This window comes from Treponema socranskii subsp. socranskii VPI DR56BR1116 = ATCC 35536 (genome assembly GCF_000468115.1).
Classification (GTDB): Bacteria; Spirochaetota; Spirochaetia; order Treponematales; family Treponemataceae; genus Treponema_D; species Treponema_D socranskii.
In genome coordinates this window covers 25044-41305 of sequence record NZ_AVQI01000020.1, presented here as the reverse complement: position 1 = coordinate 41305, position 16262 = coordinate 25044, and the positions used below count along the sequence as shown (strand labels likewise).

Annotated in this window: 14 protein-coding genes; 3 read left to right on the top strand and 11 right to left on the bottom strand. The window is 48.4% G+C overall.

All coding sequences use genetic code 11. From position 1 onward, the window contains the following. The first annotated feature begins 130 nt into the window (after positions 1-130). Positions 131-694 (top strand): hypothetical protein, encoded by a 564-nt coding sequence (locus HMPREF0860_RS03040; RefSeq protein WP_021329681.1) that lies wholly within the window; start codon positions 131-133, stop codon positions 692-694. A 151-nt stretch (positions 695-845) separates the two neighbouring features. Here the strand turns inward: HMPREF0860_RS03040 and HMPREF0860_RS03035 are convergent, their stop codons facing one another. From HMPREF0860_RS03035 to htpG, 6 genes are all read right to left on the bottom strand, one after another. Then, a complete protein-coding gene (locus HMPREF0860_RS03035) occupies positions 846-1784 on the bottom strand; it encodes a C39 family peptidase (RefSeq protein WP_021329609.1) in 939 nt (312 codons plus the stop codon). 14 nt (positions 1785-1798) lie between these two features. Further along, the gene (locus HMPREF0860_RS03030) at positions 1799-3346 is read right to left on the bottom strand and encodes an AbgT family transporter (RefSeq protein ID WP_021495484.1); all 1548 of its coding nucleotides are present in this window, start codon (positions 3344-3346) and stop codon (positions 1799-1801) included. Between the two features lie 9 nt (positions 3347-3355). Beyond that, the gene (locus HMPREF0860_RS03025) at positions 3356-4489 is read right to left on the bottom strand and encodes a M20 metallopeptidase family protein (RefSeq protein ID WP_231364290.1); all 1134 of its coding nucleotides are present in this window, start codon (positions 4487-4489) and stop codon (positions 3356-3358) included. Positions 4490-4561: 72 nt separating this feature from the next. Then, complete coding sequence (locus HMPREF0860_RS03020) at positions 4562-5746, bottom strand: MalY/PatB family protein (RefSeq protein ID WP_021329648.1); 1185 nt, start codon at positions 5744-5746, stop codon at positions 4562-4564. A gap of 197 nt (positions 5747-5943) precedes the next feature. Beyond that, a complete protein-coding gene (locus tag HMPREF0860_RS14210; RefSeq protein WP_196799833.1) occupies positions 5944-8001 on the bottom strand; it encodes a sigma 54-interacting transcriptional regulator in 2058 nt (685 codons plus the stop codon). 346 nt (positions 8002-8347) lie between these two features. Next, the gene (htpG, locus tag HMPREF0860_RS03010) at positions 8348-10405 is read right to left on the bottom strand and encodes a molecular chaperone HtpG (protein WP_021329611.1); all 2058 of its coding nucleotides are present in this window, start codon (positions 10403-10405) and stop codon (positions 8348-8350) included. 288 nt (positions 10406-10693) lie between these two features. Here htpG and eno point away from each other — a divergent pair, with 288 nt between their 5' ends. Continuing rightward, positions 10694-11995 (top strand): phosphopyruvate hydratase, encoded by a 1302-nt coding sequence (eno, locus tag HMPREF0860_RS03005; RefSeq protein WP_021329707.1) that lies wholly within the window; start codon positions 10694-10696, stop codon positions 11993-11995. Positions 11996-12228: 233 nt separating this feature from the next. Here the strand turns inward: eno and HMPREF0860_RS03000 are convergent, their stop codons facing one another. The 3 genes from HMPREF0860_RS03000 to HMPREF0860_RS14205 all read right to left on the bottom strand — a co-directional run bounded on the left by HMPREF0860_RS03000 (position 12229) and on the right by HMPREF0860_RS14205 (position 13582). Further along, positions 12229-12543 carry a class I SAM-dependent methyltransferase gene (locus HMPREF0860_RS03000; protein ID WP_021329715.1) on the bottom strand — a complete coding sequence of 105 codons (315 nt, stop codon included), beginning with the start codon at positions 12541-12543 and terminating at the stop codon, positions 12229-12231. Between the two features lie 24 nt (positions 12544-12567). Then, complete coding sequence (locus tag HMPREF0860_RS02995) at positions 12568-13359, bottom strand: class I SAM-dependent methyltransferase (RefSeq protein ID WP_021329720.1); 792 nt, start codon at positions 13357-13359, stop codon at positions 12568-12570. Between the two features lie 91 nt (positions 13360-13450). Then, complete coding sequence (locus tag HMPREF0860_RS14205; protein ID WP_269208001.1) at positions 13451-13582, bottom strand: hypothetical protein; 132 nt, start codon at positions 13580-13582, stop codon at positions 13451-13453. A 182-nt stretch (positions 13583-13764) separates the two neighbouring features. On the opposite strand from HMPREF0860_RS14205, the gene pyrE reads away from it, so the two are divergent. Next, positions 13765-14442, top strand: coding sequence for an orotate phosphoribosyltransferase (pyrE, locus tag HMPREF0860_RS02990; protein ID WP_021329683.1), 678 nt, complete (start codon positions 13765-13767; stop codon positions 14440-14442). A 107-nt stretch (positions 14443-14549) separates the two neighbouring features. Here pyrE and HMPREF0860_RS02985 read toward each other — a convergent pair whose 3' ends face one another. Further along, positions 14550-15761, bottom strand: coding sequence for a phosphoribosylaminoimidazolecarboxamide formyltransferase (locus HMPREF0860_RS02985; protein WP_021329691.1), 1212 nt, complete (start codon positions 15759-15761; stop codon positions 14550-14552). Between the two features lie 118 nt (positions 15762-15879). Then, positions 15880-16110, bottom strand: coding sequence for a hypothetical protein (locus HMPREF0860_RS02980; protein ID WP_021329605.1), 231 nt, complete (start codon positions 16108-16110; stop codon positions 15880-15882). Between the last annotated feature and the right edge of the window lie 152 nt (positions 16111-16262).

Below are 16262 nucleotides of genomic sequence, written 5' to 3'. Positions count from 1 at the left end.
CGATAAGAATCGTATGAGTACAATACACTGTATTTGCAAACTCGATTATTGAACGTGTGCGCGTTTGCGCACGGCTAAAAACTTTTTCGGAAATTGATATTTCCTGCAAAAGTTTTTATAGGAGGTAACTATGAAAAAATTGATTTTAGCGGCGGCTCTCGTTTCGGGAATCGCCCTGTCAGGTTTGGCGGCCGCGGAGACGACGCTGTCGCTCGGTGGAACGATGGAATTGTCGTATTGGACGGATATCAAAGATTTCAGCGGCTCTCTGATCGAGGGCAGTCTACACGACAAAGACATCAGCTTCGGACCCGACCTTACGTTTTTTACTTACACGTCTACGTTTACCGGATTGTGGGGAAACGCTGCATTGATTTTTCCGAAAAATAAATTATTCGATACGTGGGGTATACTCGATTTCAATCTCGGCCCCGCGTTCAGAATTCCGTTCGGTAAACTCTTCTCCGTTCAAATGGGAATCGGTGTAAACACAAAGCTGCCGACCGATTTTAAACACGCGATGCTCGGCGTCGGGACGACCGGCGGTGTACAGTTCGGACTCGGCAAAACGACGTCGCTTGTCGCAGGAGTAAACGTCTCATACGATTTTTATGATGTTATCGAAAAACAAAAGGCGACGTATTTGACGTTCAGGCCCTACGTCGGTGTCGGCTTCAGACTCGGCGACAGATAACGGTATTTATCGATGCAAAGGCGGCAGCGTGACTGCAGTGTGTGCGCCGCTGCCGCATCAACTGTTACTTCGCAGCGTTCGTACCGGCGATTCTGCCGGTATTGCAATATTATGTAATACGATACGGCAATACCGTGCAAGAATTTGTTTTTTATTTTTTCCCTACTACTACAAAGGGCTGCAGCTGATACGGTTTCGCCGCAATATTAAAATCATTCCATTCATAAAAAAATTTTTCAAGCGGCAGTACGATAAATCCGTCTTGCCAGTGATCCCATGTATCATAAGGATCGGCAATAATTAAAACGTCATCACCAAGCTGCGGTGTTCCGCCGTTATCATAGCCGACAATTACGACATAATGCCCGTTCCACAGATTGGTATGAGCGATAATCGGATGCCCGTCTTTCAAATGACCGGTCAGCCATTTTACAAAAAACGAATCTTTTGCATCCGTAACCCATTTGTCGGTATCCGCTTTATTTTCGCTCGAGTAAAGGGATACGGATTCAAAATATCTTTTATAATTACCAACCATAGCAGGAGAATACTTCAAGTTTTTAGTATCTTCTTCCGTCACGAAATCGTCCGGCCGCGGATGCTCTTTGTAATTCGCTTCGACAATCTTCACATCGGAAAGCGTTTTTAAAAACTTGACGATTTTTCCGACATTTGCACCGGGTTCGTACCAGTTGTTTGCACTGCCCGGTTTTGCGTCCGGATCGTCTTCATCCATATTGCAGTGCATACCGACTGCAGCTTCCCATTCGGTCATCGGTATGCCCAAATGCATGAGGACCATCGTAACGCACGAAGGACCGCAGCTGTATTCGGTCGTTTGCTGCATGGTTTTAAAATGCGATATAATCGTTACCTGATCATCGCTTTCCATATTATAAAAATCCGGATGCAGCCAATATTTCGATTTTTTGTGATTATTCGCACCGTGAATATCCGCACCCCCGTTCGGATCGATGTCTTCCGCAGGAAGAAATCGATCGTCGTTGTTATCAGACATCGGCGAAGAGCACCCTGTTACCGCCGCAAACATAAGGGATGCGGCACATAACAATACGATTATCTTTTTCATAGTTATCATACCTCCTACATAAATACATGATATCCCGGGCCGATCGGCAGACCGGAAACAGTCCACAATACGAGTAAAAGAACCCATACGAGCGTAAACGCGATTGAAAACGGCAGCATATAGGCCATGACCGTACCGGTCTGCGCACGTTTATCGTATTTTTGCGCATAGGTAAGGATAATGCCCAAGTATGCGAACGTCGGCGTAATATTGTTTGTCAAGCTGTCACCGATGCGATATGCCATTTGCGTTGCTGCAGGAGTTATGCCGGCAATCAAAAGCATGGGAACGAAAACCGTAGAGAGCACCGCCCATTTCGCGCTCATACTGCTGACGAAGAGGTTTATGATCGCGATAAGGAATACGAAGGCGATAAAGAGACCGACGCCGTGAATGCCGCTGTTTTTCAAAAACAGACCGCACTTGATTGCGATGATCGTTCCCAAATTGCTCTTTGCAAATACGGAGATAAATTGGCTCGCAAAAAAACAAATGAGGAAAAACGGTGCAATCGTTTTTATTTCGTTCGTCATCATAGCGAATATGTCTTTAAATTCCTTAATCGAGCCGGTAATTTTTCCGTATACGTAGCCGGGAACGGCGAACACAAACAGGATAACGGCAGGGATGGCTCGGAGCATCGGGCTGAATGCAAAAGATTTTCCTTCGGGCGGCGCAAAGGGCATTCCTTTGAATCCCATGGCAACGAGAACCAAAACCAGCCCCGCCAACCCCAATGCCGCCGATTTCATTGCTTTATTTTCCACGTCTGAAAGCGAAACTTTTATATGCTCTTCTTCTTTAAGTTCGAATTCGGCTCCCATGCCCGTGTCGTCGAGTTTTTTCTCTACGAATTTGATAGATACCCATGCGATTGCGGGGCTCAACAAAATCGTCGATATGAGCATAAAATAATATCCGCTCGCCGGTGAAACGACCATCGCCGGATCCACCAAACGCGCGGCAGCTTCGGTCATACCTGCAAGCATGGCGTCTCCGTTTCCGACGACCAAGGCGGCTCCGAATCCGCAAGCCACCGATGCATACGCCGTAAAGAGTCCCGCCAGCGGATTGCGTTTCAAATTTATATACAGGATCGCAATGAGCGGAGGAAATACGACAAACGCGGTGTCGCCGATCAGGTTTCCGTTGATGCCGATCAAAACGACGATCATCGTTACGATGAATTTCGATTTGAAATTGCTTGCAAGCGACAAAATGCCTTTTAAAAATCCGCTGCCGTTCGCAACGCCGAGTCCCAATGTCGCGATAAACACCGCGCCTATCGGAGCGAAACTTGCCCACACCGACGGAAAGCTTTTCAAAATATCGGCAATACCTCCCGCCGTAAGCAGATTGACGGCGGCGACTTCTTTATCGTTTACCGGATTAACCGCTTTGACTCCGGCCGCGGCGCAGATCGCCGAAAGAATCAGCGTCAAAAAGAAAAACACGATAAACATATAAATCGGATGCGGAATTTTATTTCCCGCCCTTTCGATAAAACCCAACATACCCGAAAGCTGTCGCTTATTTTCGGCTTTCCGATTTGCAGTATCCATAGATACCTCCTACATATTTTTGCGTATAAAATCGATATAAAAACGAACGGCATTCGGCAGCGCCGATTCGTCCATATCGAATTTACTGCTGTGATGTGCGTGGCAAATTCCTTTTTCTTCGTTTCTGATGCCGATAAATGCATAGAAGCCCGGAAACTCCTGCAGATAACAACCGTAATTATCGGCTCCCATAATCTTTTCAAATCGGATGACGTTTTTATCTCCGAAAACGGCCTGTGCCGACGGAAGCGCTTTTGCAATACTTGCCGGATCGTTTACAACGGGAGGAAGACCGACAAGCGGCTTCCATTCCGCCTTTGCACCGGTCAGTATTTCCGCCGCTTTGCAGCTTCTGTCGAGGACGGAAAATAATTGCGTGCGTTCGGCGTCCGAAAAAAAACGCATCGTTCCGCCGAGTTCCGCCTGATCGGGAATGATATTTGTCGCAGTACCGCTGTGAAATAATCCGAAGCTCAGCGTATTGTGCTGAAGCGGACTGAATTCCCTGTCTTTAATTCGGAATGCTTCTCCGACGATCATTGCACCGGCGTTGATGGGGTCGATACCTTGATCGGGGCGCGAGCCGTGACAGCTTTTTCCGGTTACGGTCAGATGAAAGCTCGTCGTTCCCGCCATCACCGCTCCCGCCTGCAGCGATATTTTTCCGACGGGAATATCCGCCCAAAGATGAGAGCTGACCATCGTTTCAATTTTTCCGACGGTTTTGAGATAGTCGATAATCTCCCGATGCCCTTTGCCGATTTCTTCCGCCTGCTGAAAACAGAGGTAAACGGTTCCTTTGAGTTCTGATTTCATAGCCGCAAGTTCGCGTGCAAATGTCAAAAGAATTGCGATGTGGCCGTCGTGCCCGCATGCATGCATACAGCCCTCATGCTCTGATTTAAATTCGAGCGACGTATCTTCGTTTATAGGCAGCGCATCGATATCGGATCGGAACGCATATATCTTGCCGGGCAGATCGCCTTTGATACTCGCGACCGTACCGTATTCGCCGACGGATTCATACGAAACACCCAACGTTTCAAGTTCGCGCCGGATATATTCGGAAGTTTCTTTTTCTTTTAAAGAAATTTCCGGAATTTTGTGAAATTTTCGCCTGAGTGCGATAACGTATTCTTCCATACCTTTCAGCATAATATTTTCCTTTGCGGAAAAACCGCACCGTATGATTCGCAGACGCCGAAACTTCGGTTTTTAAGATACCCGATTATTTTTTTCGACGGCATCTTTGAGCTGTGCCAACGCTTTTGTTAATATCGAGCGCGGACAGGCGACGTTGATCCGCATATATCCGGCTTCGGCACCGAATGCGCGTCCGTCGTTTAATCCCAAATGCGCTTTTTTCGCCATAAATTCCACGAGTTCATCACCGGTAAAACCGAGTCCGCGGCAGTCGAGCCACATCAAATACGTACTTTCGGGAATATAGGTTTTAATCGAGGAAATATTCGTATCGATATACTCCTTTACATATTTCATATTGGCTTCAATGTAGCGCAGTACCTGTTCAAGCCATTCTTCACCGTGTCGAAAGGCGGCTTCGACCGCGACGACGCTGAAACAGTTGTTTCTATGAACGTCTATGCGGTGCCAAAAAGCATCGAATTTCTCTTTTGCCGCTTTATCGGGAAAGATAATCGTCGATGCCTGCAAGCCTGCAAGGTTGAATGTTTTTGTCGCCGACGTACAGGTAATCGTATGTACTGCGATTTCCGAGCTGATGGAAGCTAATGGAATATGCTTGTTCCCCCACAGCATAAGATCCGCATGAATTTCGTCGGATACGATCGGCACTTTATAGCGGATACACAACTCGGCTATTTTCTGCAGTTCGGATTTTTTCCAGACGCGGCCGAGCGGATTGTGAGGATGACAAAAAATAAATAACGCAGGCTTTTTTTGCAGCGCTTTTTCGAATGCGTCGAAATCGATATCGACCGCACCGCCGTCTTTTTGAATAAGAGGAACGGTAAGCGGATTTCTGCCGCAGTTTTGCGTAACGCTGAAAAATTCCGAATATACCGGCGTCAAAAATAAAATATCGTCGCCCTCGCCGCTGAACCGATCCACAATGGCGGCTAAAGCGGGTACGACCCCCGGACAAAAAGATGCGAGGGCGGTATCGAATGTCCACCCGTTCCTTTTTGCCTGCCAGTCCCGGACGGATTCAAAATACGAATCGGGACGTGACGTATAGCCGAAAATCCCGTTTTTATTCCGCTCCGCCATCGCATCGATAATCGGTCTGGCAGTCGGAAAATCCATATCGGCGATCCACAGCGGTATAATATCTTTCGTACCGAATTTTTTTTCGGCTTCGTCATATTTTACGGAATCGGTATGCGCTCTGTCCGTTATCGCATCGAAATCATATATCATTCCGTTCTCCCTTATATTGGTATGTATCGATTTTTTAACTATATGCAATTTATATGCCAATAAATAATAATAGAGATATTGGTTTTAATTATGATTTTTATGAGAGTATTTTGAGATTTAACGGAGATTCTACGGAATTCAGGAAATCATTACGGACGCATCTCTTCGTATCTTCGTACAAAAACCCATTTACCCCATTATTTGTTTACATTAAACCATTTTAACCCGTTTTCGGTTATCCGTGCGCCGTTTCTGCCTTTTTTTACATCGATAAATCTTTTCGCGGCCATATCCTGCAGCAAATCACGCACTTCTTTTTCTCCGACGATATAACCGGCATCTCTGATTTGCTGCAATAAAAATCGCCTGCCGCAGCTTTTTCCTTCTTTTGCACGACGTTTCATTTGTTCGAGTAAAAAAAGCTGTGCGTATTTTACCGAGCCGTCGGAAGGAAAAAAGCGGACGCTCTCGGTTTCAAAATGCGGAGCTGAAGATACGGACGAAAAAACAGGGTGCGGGACGGAAACTTCCGAACGTCCTTGTGCTTCAAAGCAGCGTTCAAGTGTTTCTGTTTTTTTCCGCTTTATCTGCAAATCCGCCGGCAAATCATCCGGTACGATTTCGGCTTTATTCAAGCAGGCAAGATATTCAACGCAGTTTTTCAACTGCCGGATATTGCCGTCCCATTCTTGATCGAGCAGTATCCGCTCCGTTTCGTTTGCGAGCGTAAAATCGGAATGGAGACGTTTTTTAAAATTATCGATCAATTCCAAAACATCCGTTCCCCGCTCGCGCAGCGGCGGCAATTCCAAACTCAATACGTTCAGCCGGTAATACAAATCTTTTCTGAATCTTCCGAGCCGTACCGATTCGCCGAGATTTTCATTCGTTGCGGCGATAATGCGCACATCGACGTTGATAACGCTGTTGCCGCCGATCCTCAGCACTTCTTTTTCCTGGATAACGCGCAAAAGCTTCAGCTGCAGCGCTTTGCTCATGCCTTCGATCTCATCGAGAAAAAGCGTACCGCGGTGTGCGAATTCGAAAAATCCCATTTTGCCGCCTTTTTTCGCACCCGTAAAAGCGCCTTCTTCATAGCCAAACAATTCGCTTTCCATAAGGCTGTCGGGAATGGCAGCACAGTTGATCGCGACGAACGGATATCCGTGCCGTTCGGATGCCGCATGAATTGCATGTGCGAAAAGCTCTTTGCCGGTACCGCTTTCTCCGGTTAAAAGAACGGGAGCGGTACGGCATGCCATTTTCGCGGCAACTTCCTTTGCACGACGCACGGCGGCACTGCTTCCGATTATAGAATCGAACGTATATTTTGCCGCATGTCCTTTATTCATAAGCTGACGGCGCAGTTTATGCTGGCGGTACTCTTCGTCACTGAAACGCTGAATCGCCGCCATGGCTCCGACAAACGAATTGCCTTTGACGATCGGCGTAATATTGAGTGTCATATCGACATTGCGTATTTTGAGCATGTGTTCTTTTACAGCTTTTTGTGAAATCAAAAAATCACCGAACGGAATAAACGGAAGCACGCCGTCGGATTTTTTGCCGACAACCGCCTTTTTCGATACGGCGAGTATTTCCTCCGCTTTTTTATTTAAATAAAATACCGTTCCTTCCGCATCGATGCAGATAATGCCGATATCGAGCATATTTTGAAGATTGTCGAAAAGTCCTTCCATCCGTATGGAACGATAAAACATACGGTTGAAATTATAATTATCATCGACGATGTCTTTAAGATATTTTTTGATTTTTTCTTCTTCGAGAAGTTCTTCGCAGTCGGATTTAAGCAGGAGTTCGACAACAGTGTCACCGCTTAAAAGACGCGGCCCGATATCCAAAACATCGGTCACTTCTTTCGGGACATAACGGCTTTCGCCGGGCGTCACGGCAAAGGTAATGTCCGGTCTATACGTTTCGTTCGGACTGCACGGATAACATTCGATATTGTCGATGCCGAAGCGATTGAACAGAGCCATCGTTTCGATCGCCATTTTATGGCTGAGATTGACGACAAGCGCTTTTGTTCCCTGCGGAATTTTTAATAATTGTTTTAAACTTTCTTTTCGTATCGTTACTTGGATAATGGTCACTTCGCCGTTTGAAGGCAACTGTTTTTGTAAATTGTTGAGATCCGTACACGCGCAGGTCGAAATCAAATACAGGTCGGCGGGACGAATATCGTTGAAATATTCTCGTGTACTGTATGAAAAGACACTTGCTTTGGCGCCCATAAAATATCGTACTTGCTCCGCATACACATCTGCAGAGACTTTGTCATATGCAATAACCGCGATTGTTTTCATAAGAACAACCTTTTTACTCGAATACTGTATTTTTATTATGGATACCCAATGCAGTGTGTTGTTTAAAACATACCGTTTTGTTTTTTAAGTATAACCTATGTATATCAGGTCGTCAAATAAGATCTCGAAAAATATACAAAAAAAGCCGTCATTTTCACGACGACTTTTTTAATTTTTATTTTATCTTTAAAACACACACGATACGCGCAATGCTATTACCGATTGCAATTCACGTTCTCTCCCGAAAACGTGAATTACATAACGAACGGGCGATCTATTTGCTCAAAAGATTATTCATGCGCTTTACGAAATCGGCAGGATCTTTCAGCTCTTCACCGCCCACGAGCAGCGCTTGATCGAGCAGTACGAAAGAAATATCGGCGATGCGTTCTTTGTCGTCGGTGTCTTTGAGTTTTTGCACAATCGGGTGATCGCCGTTCACTTCGAGGATAGGCTTTACGTCGACGCCGGATTGCCCCATCGCTTTCATCATGCGCTCCATTTGGAAGGACGGATCGTTTTCGTCGACGACGATACACGAAGGACTGTCCGAAAGGCGCTTGCTGAGCTTTACTTCTTTGACGTTGTCACCGAGCGCTTCTTTAATTTTTTCGACGAGCGGTTTGAACTCTTTTTCTTTCTTTTCCGCTTCGGCTTTATCGACGCCGAGTTCATCGTCGCTGCCCGCCCTGTTCACCGCTTTCAATTCAAATTCTTTGTATTTCCCGAGCGCGGGAATAACGATGTCCGCGATGTCGCTTGCGATTATCAAAACTTCAAAACCCTTTTTCGTATACGCTTCGAGGAGCGGACTTGAACGCAGATTGTTTTCGTCCGTGCCGGTAATGTAGTAAATCGATTTTTGGCCGCTTTTCATGCGCTGTACGTAGTCCGCAAAACTCGTCCATTCGCCGCCTGCAGTTTTGTCCGCCGCATTTTGAGCGGAAGCACCCGCGTCTTTTTTCGCAGTATCCATATCGCTTGCGCCGTCTTTTATTTCCGGCTTGTACGTCGTTTTAAATCGTACGATTTCCGCAATTTCCGCGCGGTTTGCAAAATCCGAGTACAGACCTTCCATCATCGGACGGTTAAACTGCGCGATAAACGTATTCCATTTTTCGATCGCTTTTTTTTCGGCATCGGTCGGCTTTTCGCTTTTTCGCGCTTTATCGGCTTCGTCTGCAAGCTTTTTAAATTCGCCGAGCAGCTTTTTTACCGACTGCGATTTAATCGTTTCGAGAATGCGGTTTTGCTGCAAAATTTCGCGGCTCACGTTGAGCGGCAAATCTTCGCTGTCGATGATACCGCGCACGAAACGGAGGTATGCCGGAAGCAGTTCGCGGTCGTCGTCGGTGATAAACACACGCTTGACGTAGAGTTTTATGCCGCTTTTGTAGTCGGCTTGATACATATCGAAGGGCGCGGTTTTCGGAACGTAAAAGAGCGTCGTATATTCCTGCGTACCTTCGGCGTGCGTGTGGACGTACATGAGCGGATCGTCGCCGTCGCGGCTCATCGTTTTGTAGAATTCGTTGTAGTCCGATTCTTTCAAATCGCTCTTCGATCGTTTCCATACCGCGCTCGCGCTGTTTACCTGATCGACTTTATTTTCGCTCGACGTAACCTTACCCTTGTCGTCGTATTTGTTTTGCGTATAGTGAAGATAGATCGGAAACGCGATATAATCGCTGTATTTTTTAATAAGTTCTTCGATCTTCCAGCGGCTCGCGTACTCCTTGCTGTCGTCGTTTAAATGCATGACGACGGCGGAACCGCAGCTTTCGCTTTTATCGAAACCGTATTTTTTCGCTTCTTCGCTGTCGTATGCGATTTCTTCAATATCGTACGAGTTCGTGCCGTCGCTCGACCAGTGCCAAATTTTTCCGGACGGATCGGCCGCTTTCCGCGTGTATACGTCGATTTTTTTTGCCGCCATAAACGCCGCATAAAAGCCGACGCCGAACTGCCCGATGAGCGCCGAATCTTTCGACGCCGCTTCGTTTAATTTTTCAAAAAACGCTTTCGTGCCGCTGCGCGCGATCGTACCGAGGTTATCGGTTAAATCCTTATCGGTCATGCCGATGCCGGAATCCTGCACGGTGAGCACGCTCTCTTTGCCCTCATCCCCGCCTTCGAACGAAATGTCGATGCGCGGCGCAAAATGCACGTCTTTGAACGCGTCGTCGGATACGGTGAGATATTTGAGTTTGTCGAGCGCGTCCGATGCATTCGAAACGATTTCCCTGAGGAAAATATCCTTATTCGAATACATCGAATGGATGATGAGTTTTAAAAGCTGATTTACTTCGGTTTGAAATTGATACGTTGCCATATAAGCCTCTTTTTAGAAATTGAAAAATAGTGCGGAAAATTCGCAGATTACTTCTAATGTACTGATAAACGGCGGCTTTCGGCAAGAAGGAAAATGTCCGTCCCACGACATCCGTACCGAAAGCCGCTTCATGAGCTGCTTATGTTTCTCATCTTCCGGCAACTTTTTTACCCGCACATTGACACGCGCCGCCGTTTTTATATATAGTAAATAAAGCGGTGTTCAACCTATCTTGCAACTCTGCAAACCGAATTTATCAATCGCAATTCATTTTTAAGGAGTGTTCGTATGAAATCTTGCCTTATAACAAAGATAACGGGAAGAGAAATTATCGACTCGCGCGGAAATCCGACGGTCGAAGCGGAAGTAACGCTTGCCGACGGAACGGTCGGAACGGGAGCCGTACCGAGCGGCGCATCGACGGGTACTTATGAAGCCCTCGAACTGCGCGACGGAGACGCAAAGCGCTTCGGCGGAAAAGGCGTTTTAAAAGCCGCGGAAAATGTAAACCGCGCAATCAACGAAACGCTCGTCGGAAAAGACGCGTCCGATATCTACGCGATCGACCGCGCAATGATCGCTGCCGACGGCACGAAAGACAAATCGAAATTCGGTGCGAACGCGATCCTTGCGGTTTCCATTGCAAGCGCGCGCGCGGCGGCCTCTTCTCTCGGCATCCCGCTCTATCGCTTTTTCGGCGGCGTCAATGCAACGAATCTCCCCGTCCCGATGATGAACATCTTAAACGGCGGCGCACACGCGACGAACAGCGTCGACACGCAGGAATTCATGATCATGCCGGCAGGCGCTCCGTCTTTTAAAGAAGGACTCCGCTGGTGCACCGAAGTGTTCCACGCATTGCAATCCATTTTAAAATCGAAAAAACTCGCGACGGCCGTCGGCGACGAAGGCGGATTTGCGCCCGATCTCGCAAGCGACGACGAAACGATCGAAACGATCCTCGAAGCGATCAAAAAAGCCGGCTACGCTCCGGGAAAAGATTTCCTGCTCGCTATGGACGCGGCTTCTTCCGAATGGAAGGGCGGTAAAAAAGGCGAATACAAACAGCCCAAAAGCGGCAAAACGTTTACGTCGAGCGAACTCGTCGCGCACTGGAAATCGCTCGTCGAAAAATATCCGATCATCTCCATCGAAGACGGCCTCGACGAAGAAGATTGGGAAGGCTGGCAGCATTTGACAAAAGAACTCGGCAAAAACGTGCAGCTCGTCGGCGATGACCTGTTCGTCACGAACACCGAACGCCTCATCAAAGGCATTCAAAACGGATGCGGCAACTCCATCCTCATCAAGCTGAACCAAATCGGCTCCATCTCCGAAACGATGGACGCGGTAAAGATGGCGCACAAAGCGGGCTTTACGGCAATCATATCGCATCGCTCCGGCGAAACCGAAGACACGACGATCGCAGACCTCGCAGTCGCGCTCAACGCAGGCCAAATCAAAACCGGCGCACCGAGCCGCAGCGAACGCGTCGCAAAATACAACCGTCTCCTCCGCATCGAAGAAGATCTCGGAGCCGGCGCGGTATACCCCGGATTCGGCGCGTTCAATGTAAAACGCAACGCATAGTTTTCAAATTTTTTCGGACGACACGGAACGGAAGAACCCGCCTTCCGTACTTCGGTAACCCTCATCCGCGCTCACGCGCGGACGCTTCGCGGTACTCCACGCGGGCGTAGGCTGCTCGCCCCGCAATCGAACGGCGCACGGATCGGCTTATAACAAAGCCGCCCGTGCGCCTTTTTATTAATAATTAATAATTTTTTAGCGGCTGCCGAAATCATTCGAGCGTCCAAAAACGCTTATTTTACCGCACGGACGGTGAGCCGGTGCTTTCCCTCGCTTCGATACGTTTCAATTCGTGTAAATCCCGCCTCTCGAAGATAGCGTTCCAATTCTTCCTTACCGTAGATTTTCATACCGTCTATAATAGTCGTCCACTTTTCATCGGCTTTGTTTTTGCCGTCCGCTTCATTGACGACCATGAAAACGCCGCCCTGTACGATGCGACACCTGCCGTTTTGTACGGCATCGGCGTTTACTTCCTGCGATTTTTTAACCGATATTGCCGAATAGTCGAGTCCCGTAACTTCCGCCTGCGGGTATCGTTTTAACAATTCCGCAACGTTTCGTTCGCCCGATTATTTTTTGCCGACGAGCAGTGTCGAGCCCGCAAGCTGCAGCGACTTCGCTTCTTTCGGCGTCATAAACATGCCCTGCGTCGTGTCGATCAGTTCGGCTTTTTCATAGCCTTTCGCTTTTAAGTCCGCAACAAACGCATCCATGTCGCCGTAGCGGGAACGGGACATGAGATCGTGAATCGCGAAGACACCGCCTTTTTTCAGCACGCGAAGCGTTTCAAAAAGCAGCGCCTGTTTATTTACACCGGTGATATTGTGATACACGTAATTGCTCGTAACCGCATCGAAGCTTTCGTCCGGAAAATCGAGTTTTACCGCGTTGCCCTTTTCAAAGCGCACATTCGAAACGCCTTCAGCCCGCGCGTTGTTTTCGCACAGCGCTTTGCTGAACGAGCGGTACTCCGCACCCCACGGATCGACGCCGAGCATCGTCCCTTGCGGATTCCGCTTTGCACACGCAATCGTAAGCGCGCCGCTGCCGCAGCCGACGTCAAGTCCCGTACCGCCGGATGGCAGCGTCACATACTTCGCCGTCCCTTCGATAATGCCGCGAGACATCTGCCGCTTGCCGTTGTAATCGAATGCGCGGTACCAGCGCAAAAACAGCATCGCTGCAGCACCGAAGCCGATAAAAAAGAGCGCAAACAGCACCGAAAGCACAGCCCTGAACGTTCCCGAAACGCCGACGCCGGCAATTCCGAAAACAGCGAGCAAGATAAACGAAACGCATGTGCAGGCGGTAAAAAGGACGAGCACTTCTTTCGGCACCCAGTTTTTATAATCGGGTTTCATAGATTCATCCATCGGCGGTGATATTTCAGACGACACTTTTTATGATGCTTTCGCAAAAACTATATGCTTTTTCGAAGATAATTGCAAGGAGTTAGGATAAGCTAATTTTACGATTCGACCGACTGCTCTCTTTCAAAAGCAGTTCGATAAGGATATCGTGCGCGCTTCCGGTAAATCCGCCCGTAAGCGGTTTTTCATACACGATACGCGATTTTTTCATCATTACCAACCGTACGAAAAACGACAAAATACTGTTGCCTGACGGGGTAACAAAGGTTATACTTAACGGCAAGGCGGCGGCAAAACGCAGAAGCCGGAACTTCAAGCGTTTTTAGAGTATATGAACAGAAAAAAGGGAAGCAATACTTTTATTGCGGAGCTTGAAACTGAAATATCGGAAGTGCTATGACCGATTATCAAAAAGAATTTATCGATTTTATGGTTTCGTGCGGCACGCTCGCGTTCGGCTCTTTTACGCTCAAAAGCGGGCGGCACTCTCCGTTTTTTATCAACGCGGGAGCATACGTAACGGGCTCTCAGCTTTTGCAGCTCGGCAAATTTTACGCAAAAACGATTCACGATAATTTCGGAGACGATTTCGACGTATTGTTCGGCCCTGCGTACAAAGGCATTCCGCTCGGTGTTGCGACGGCGATCGCTTACGACGAATTGTACGGCAAGGAGGTACGCTATTCGTCGAACCGCAAAGAAGCGAAAGACCACGGAGAAGCGGGCATTTTGCTCGGCGGAAAAATTTCCGACGGCGATAGAATTTTAATAATCGAAGACGTGACGACGAGCGGCAAATCGATCGAAGAGACCTACCCGATTATCAAAGCGCAGAGTGAAAACGCGGCCGTCATCGGTTTGGTCGTGTCGATAAACAGAATGGAAAGGGGACTTACGACGGATAAAAGCGCACTCGACGAAATTTCCGATACATACGGCTTTCCCGCCCGCGCGATCGTTTCGATGGACGACATAATCGACGCGCTTTACACGCACGGCGATAAAACGGTCATCACCGAGGGCATCAAAAAATCGCTCGACGACTACTACGCCGAATGGGGCGCCAAGCGCTGAAAGTGCAAAAGGACGTGCGGTTTCCGTAATGTTCGGACGGCCGCTTCAAATCTGCGCTTGCGGCGGCCGATCGGCAAAACGGCGATGCATCGCCTGCGGCACATCGCTCAGTGATGAAAGAGGCGCGTGCCGGTAAATGCCATAACCATGCCATAGGCGTCGCACGTGCGTATGACATCGTCGTCGCGGATCGAACCGCCGGGCTCAGCTACGACGGAAGCTCCGCTTTTATGCGCGCGCTCGATGTTGTCGCCGAACGGAAAAAACGCATCGCTTCCGACGGCAACGCCGCCGTTTTTCGAAATCCACGCGCGTTTTTTTTCTTCCGTAAAAACGGGCGGCTTCCTCTTAAATACTTTTTGCCACGCTCCGTCCGCGAGTATGTCGGCAGATTCGCTTCCGACGTATACATCGATCGCATTGTCGCGCTCGGCTCGCTTTATGCCGTCGCAGAATTCGAGGGCGAGCGCTTCGGGCGACTGGCGGAGCCACCACGTATCCGCTTTGCCGGCGGCAAGGCGCGTGCAGTGAACGCGCGACTGCTGTCCAGCACCGACTCCGATCGCCTGCCCGTCTTTGACAAAGGCGACGCTGTTCGACTGCGTGTACTTCAGCACGATAAGCGAAATTAATAAATTTAATATGTCGGCATCTGAAAGCGTTTTATTTTTCGTTACGATATTCGTCAAGCATGAAGCGTCAATGATACTGTCGTTCCGTCCCTGCTCGAACGTAACGCCGAACACTTGCTTTCGTTCGATTTTTTCGGGCACGTACGTGTCGTCTATTTGCAGGACGACATAAGCACCTTTTTTTTTCGCTTTTAAAAGCTCGAGTGCGGCGCCGTCGTAGCCGGGCGCGATGACGCCGTCGGACACTTCTTTTGCAATGAGGCGAGCCGTCGCTTCGTCACACGGATCGGACAATGCGATAAAGTCTCCAAACGACGACATGCGGTCAGCCCCCCGCGCACGGGCATAGGCGGCGGCGAGCGGTGAAAGCTCGGCGTCTTCCGTAAAGTAAATTCGCCTGAGCGTATCGGAAAGCGGCAAACCGACGGCGGCTCCTGCAGGCGACACGTGTTTAAACGAAGCCGCAGCGCTTATGCCGCTTACGGCGCGGAGCTCTTTAACAAGCTGCCAGCCGTTGAGCGCGTCGAGCAAATTGATATAGCCCGGCGTTCCGTTTAAAACGACAAACGGCAGCTCGCCTTTTTCGATAAATACCCGCGCGGGCTTTTGGTTCGGGTTGCATCCGTATTTGAGCGGCAATTCCGTCATAATTAATAATTCTCCTCGCAGCGAAGCTTCAAGCGGCATCGGGGTATTAAACCCTCCGCACGAATAAAAAAAAACTCCGCTCCGCACCGGAACGAAGTTTTCATTGCGAATCAATTGCAGAATAAAACGGTCTGCGATGCGGTTTTCGAAAGAAAAATCAACCTTTTTCCGCGTCAGTAAAAATCGAATCCACTTCGTAGTTTGCGATAAAATCCTGCACGTCTCCGGAGCTCATAGTAATACCGTATGCGACATCGCTGCCCGATTTGATATCGCCGCTGACGCCTTTAAAATCCGCATAGCTTATCGCCGTACCGGCAAGCGCGCCTTTATCGGCCGCTCTGCTGAATCCCGATTTTCCGTTATAATTGATATAAATATCACTCATACTCTCTGTACCCCAATATAAAATTGATACGTTCAGTATACACGATTGCGTATTATAAATCAAGGCGAATGTTCAATAAATTTCAGGCGCTCCGTACCGCTCGTAGGGTCTACGACCGGCCGAAATTATCGTAGCGTTCGATTATTTTATTG

What these genes read in the sequence shown, in the direction of transcription:
- HMPREF0860_RS03035 (WP_021329609.1), bottom strand. Translation starts at nt 1,784, where the DNA reads ATGAAAAAGATAATCGTATTGTTATGTGCCGCATCCCTTATGTTTGCG.
- HMPREF0860_RS02985 (WP_021329691.1), bottom strand. Translation starts at nt 15,761, where the DNA reads ATGCCGCTTGAAGCTTCGCTGCGAGGAGAATTATTAATTATGACGGAA.
- htpG (WP_021329611.1), bottom strand. Translation starts at nt 10,405, where the DNA reads ATGGCAACGTATCAATTTCAAACCGAAGTAAATCAGCTTTTAAAACTC.
- eno (WP_021329707.1), top strand. Translation starts at nt 10,694, where the DNA reads ATGAAATCTTGCCTTATAACAAAGATAACGGGAAGAGAAATTATCGAC.
- HMPREF0860_RS14205 (WP_269208001.1), bottom strand. Translation starts at nt 13,582, where the DNA reads ATGATGAAAAAATCGCGTATCGTGTATGAAAAACCGCTTACGGGCGGA.
- HMPREF0860_RS03025 (WP_231364290.1), bottom strand. Translation starts at nt 4,489, where the DNA reads ATGGAAGAATACGTTATCGCACTCAGGCGAAAATTTCACAAAATTCCG.
- HMPREF0860_RS03040 (WP_021329681.1), top strand. Translation starts at nt 131, where the DNA reads ATGAAAAAATTGATTTTAGCGGCGGCTCTCGTTTCGGGAATCGCCCTG.
- HMPREF0860_RS03030 (WP_021495484.1), bottom strand. Translation starts at nt 3,346, where the DNA reads ATGGATACTGCAAATCGGAAAGCCGAAAATAAGCGACAGCTTTCGGGT.
- HMPREF0860_RS14210 (WP_196799833.1), bottom strand. Translation starts at nt 8,001, where the DNA reads ATGGGCGCCAAAGCAAGTGTCTTTTCATACAGTACACGAGAATATTTC.
- HMPREF0860_RS03020 (WP_021329648.1), bottom strand. Translation starts at nt 5,746, where the DNA reads ATGATATATGATTTCGATGCGATAACGGACAGAGCGCATACCGATTCC.
- pyrE (WP_021329683.1), top strand. Translation starts at nt 13,765, where the DNA reads ATGACCGATTATCAAAAAGAATTTATCGATTTTATGGTTTCGTGCGGC.
- HMPREF0860_RS02995 (WP_021329720.1), bottom strand. Translation starts at nt 13,359, where the DNA reads ATGAAACCCGATTATAAAAACTGGGTGCCGAAAGAAGTGCTCGTCCTT.
- HMPREF0860_RS02980 (WP_021329605.1), bottom strand. Translation starts at nt 16,110, where the DNA reads ATGAGTGATATTTATATCAATTATAACGGAAAATCGGGATTCAGCAGA.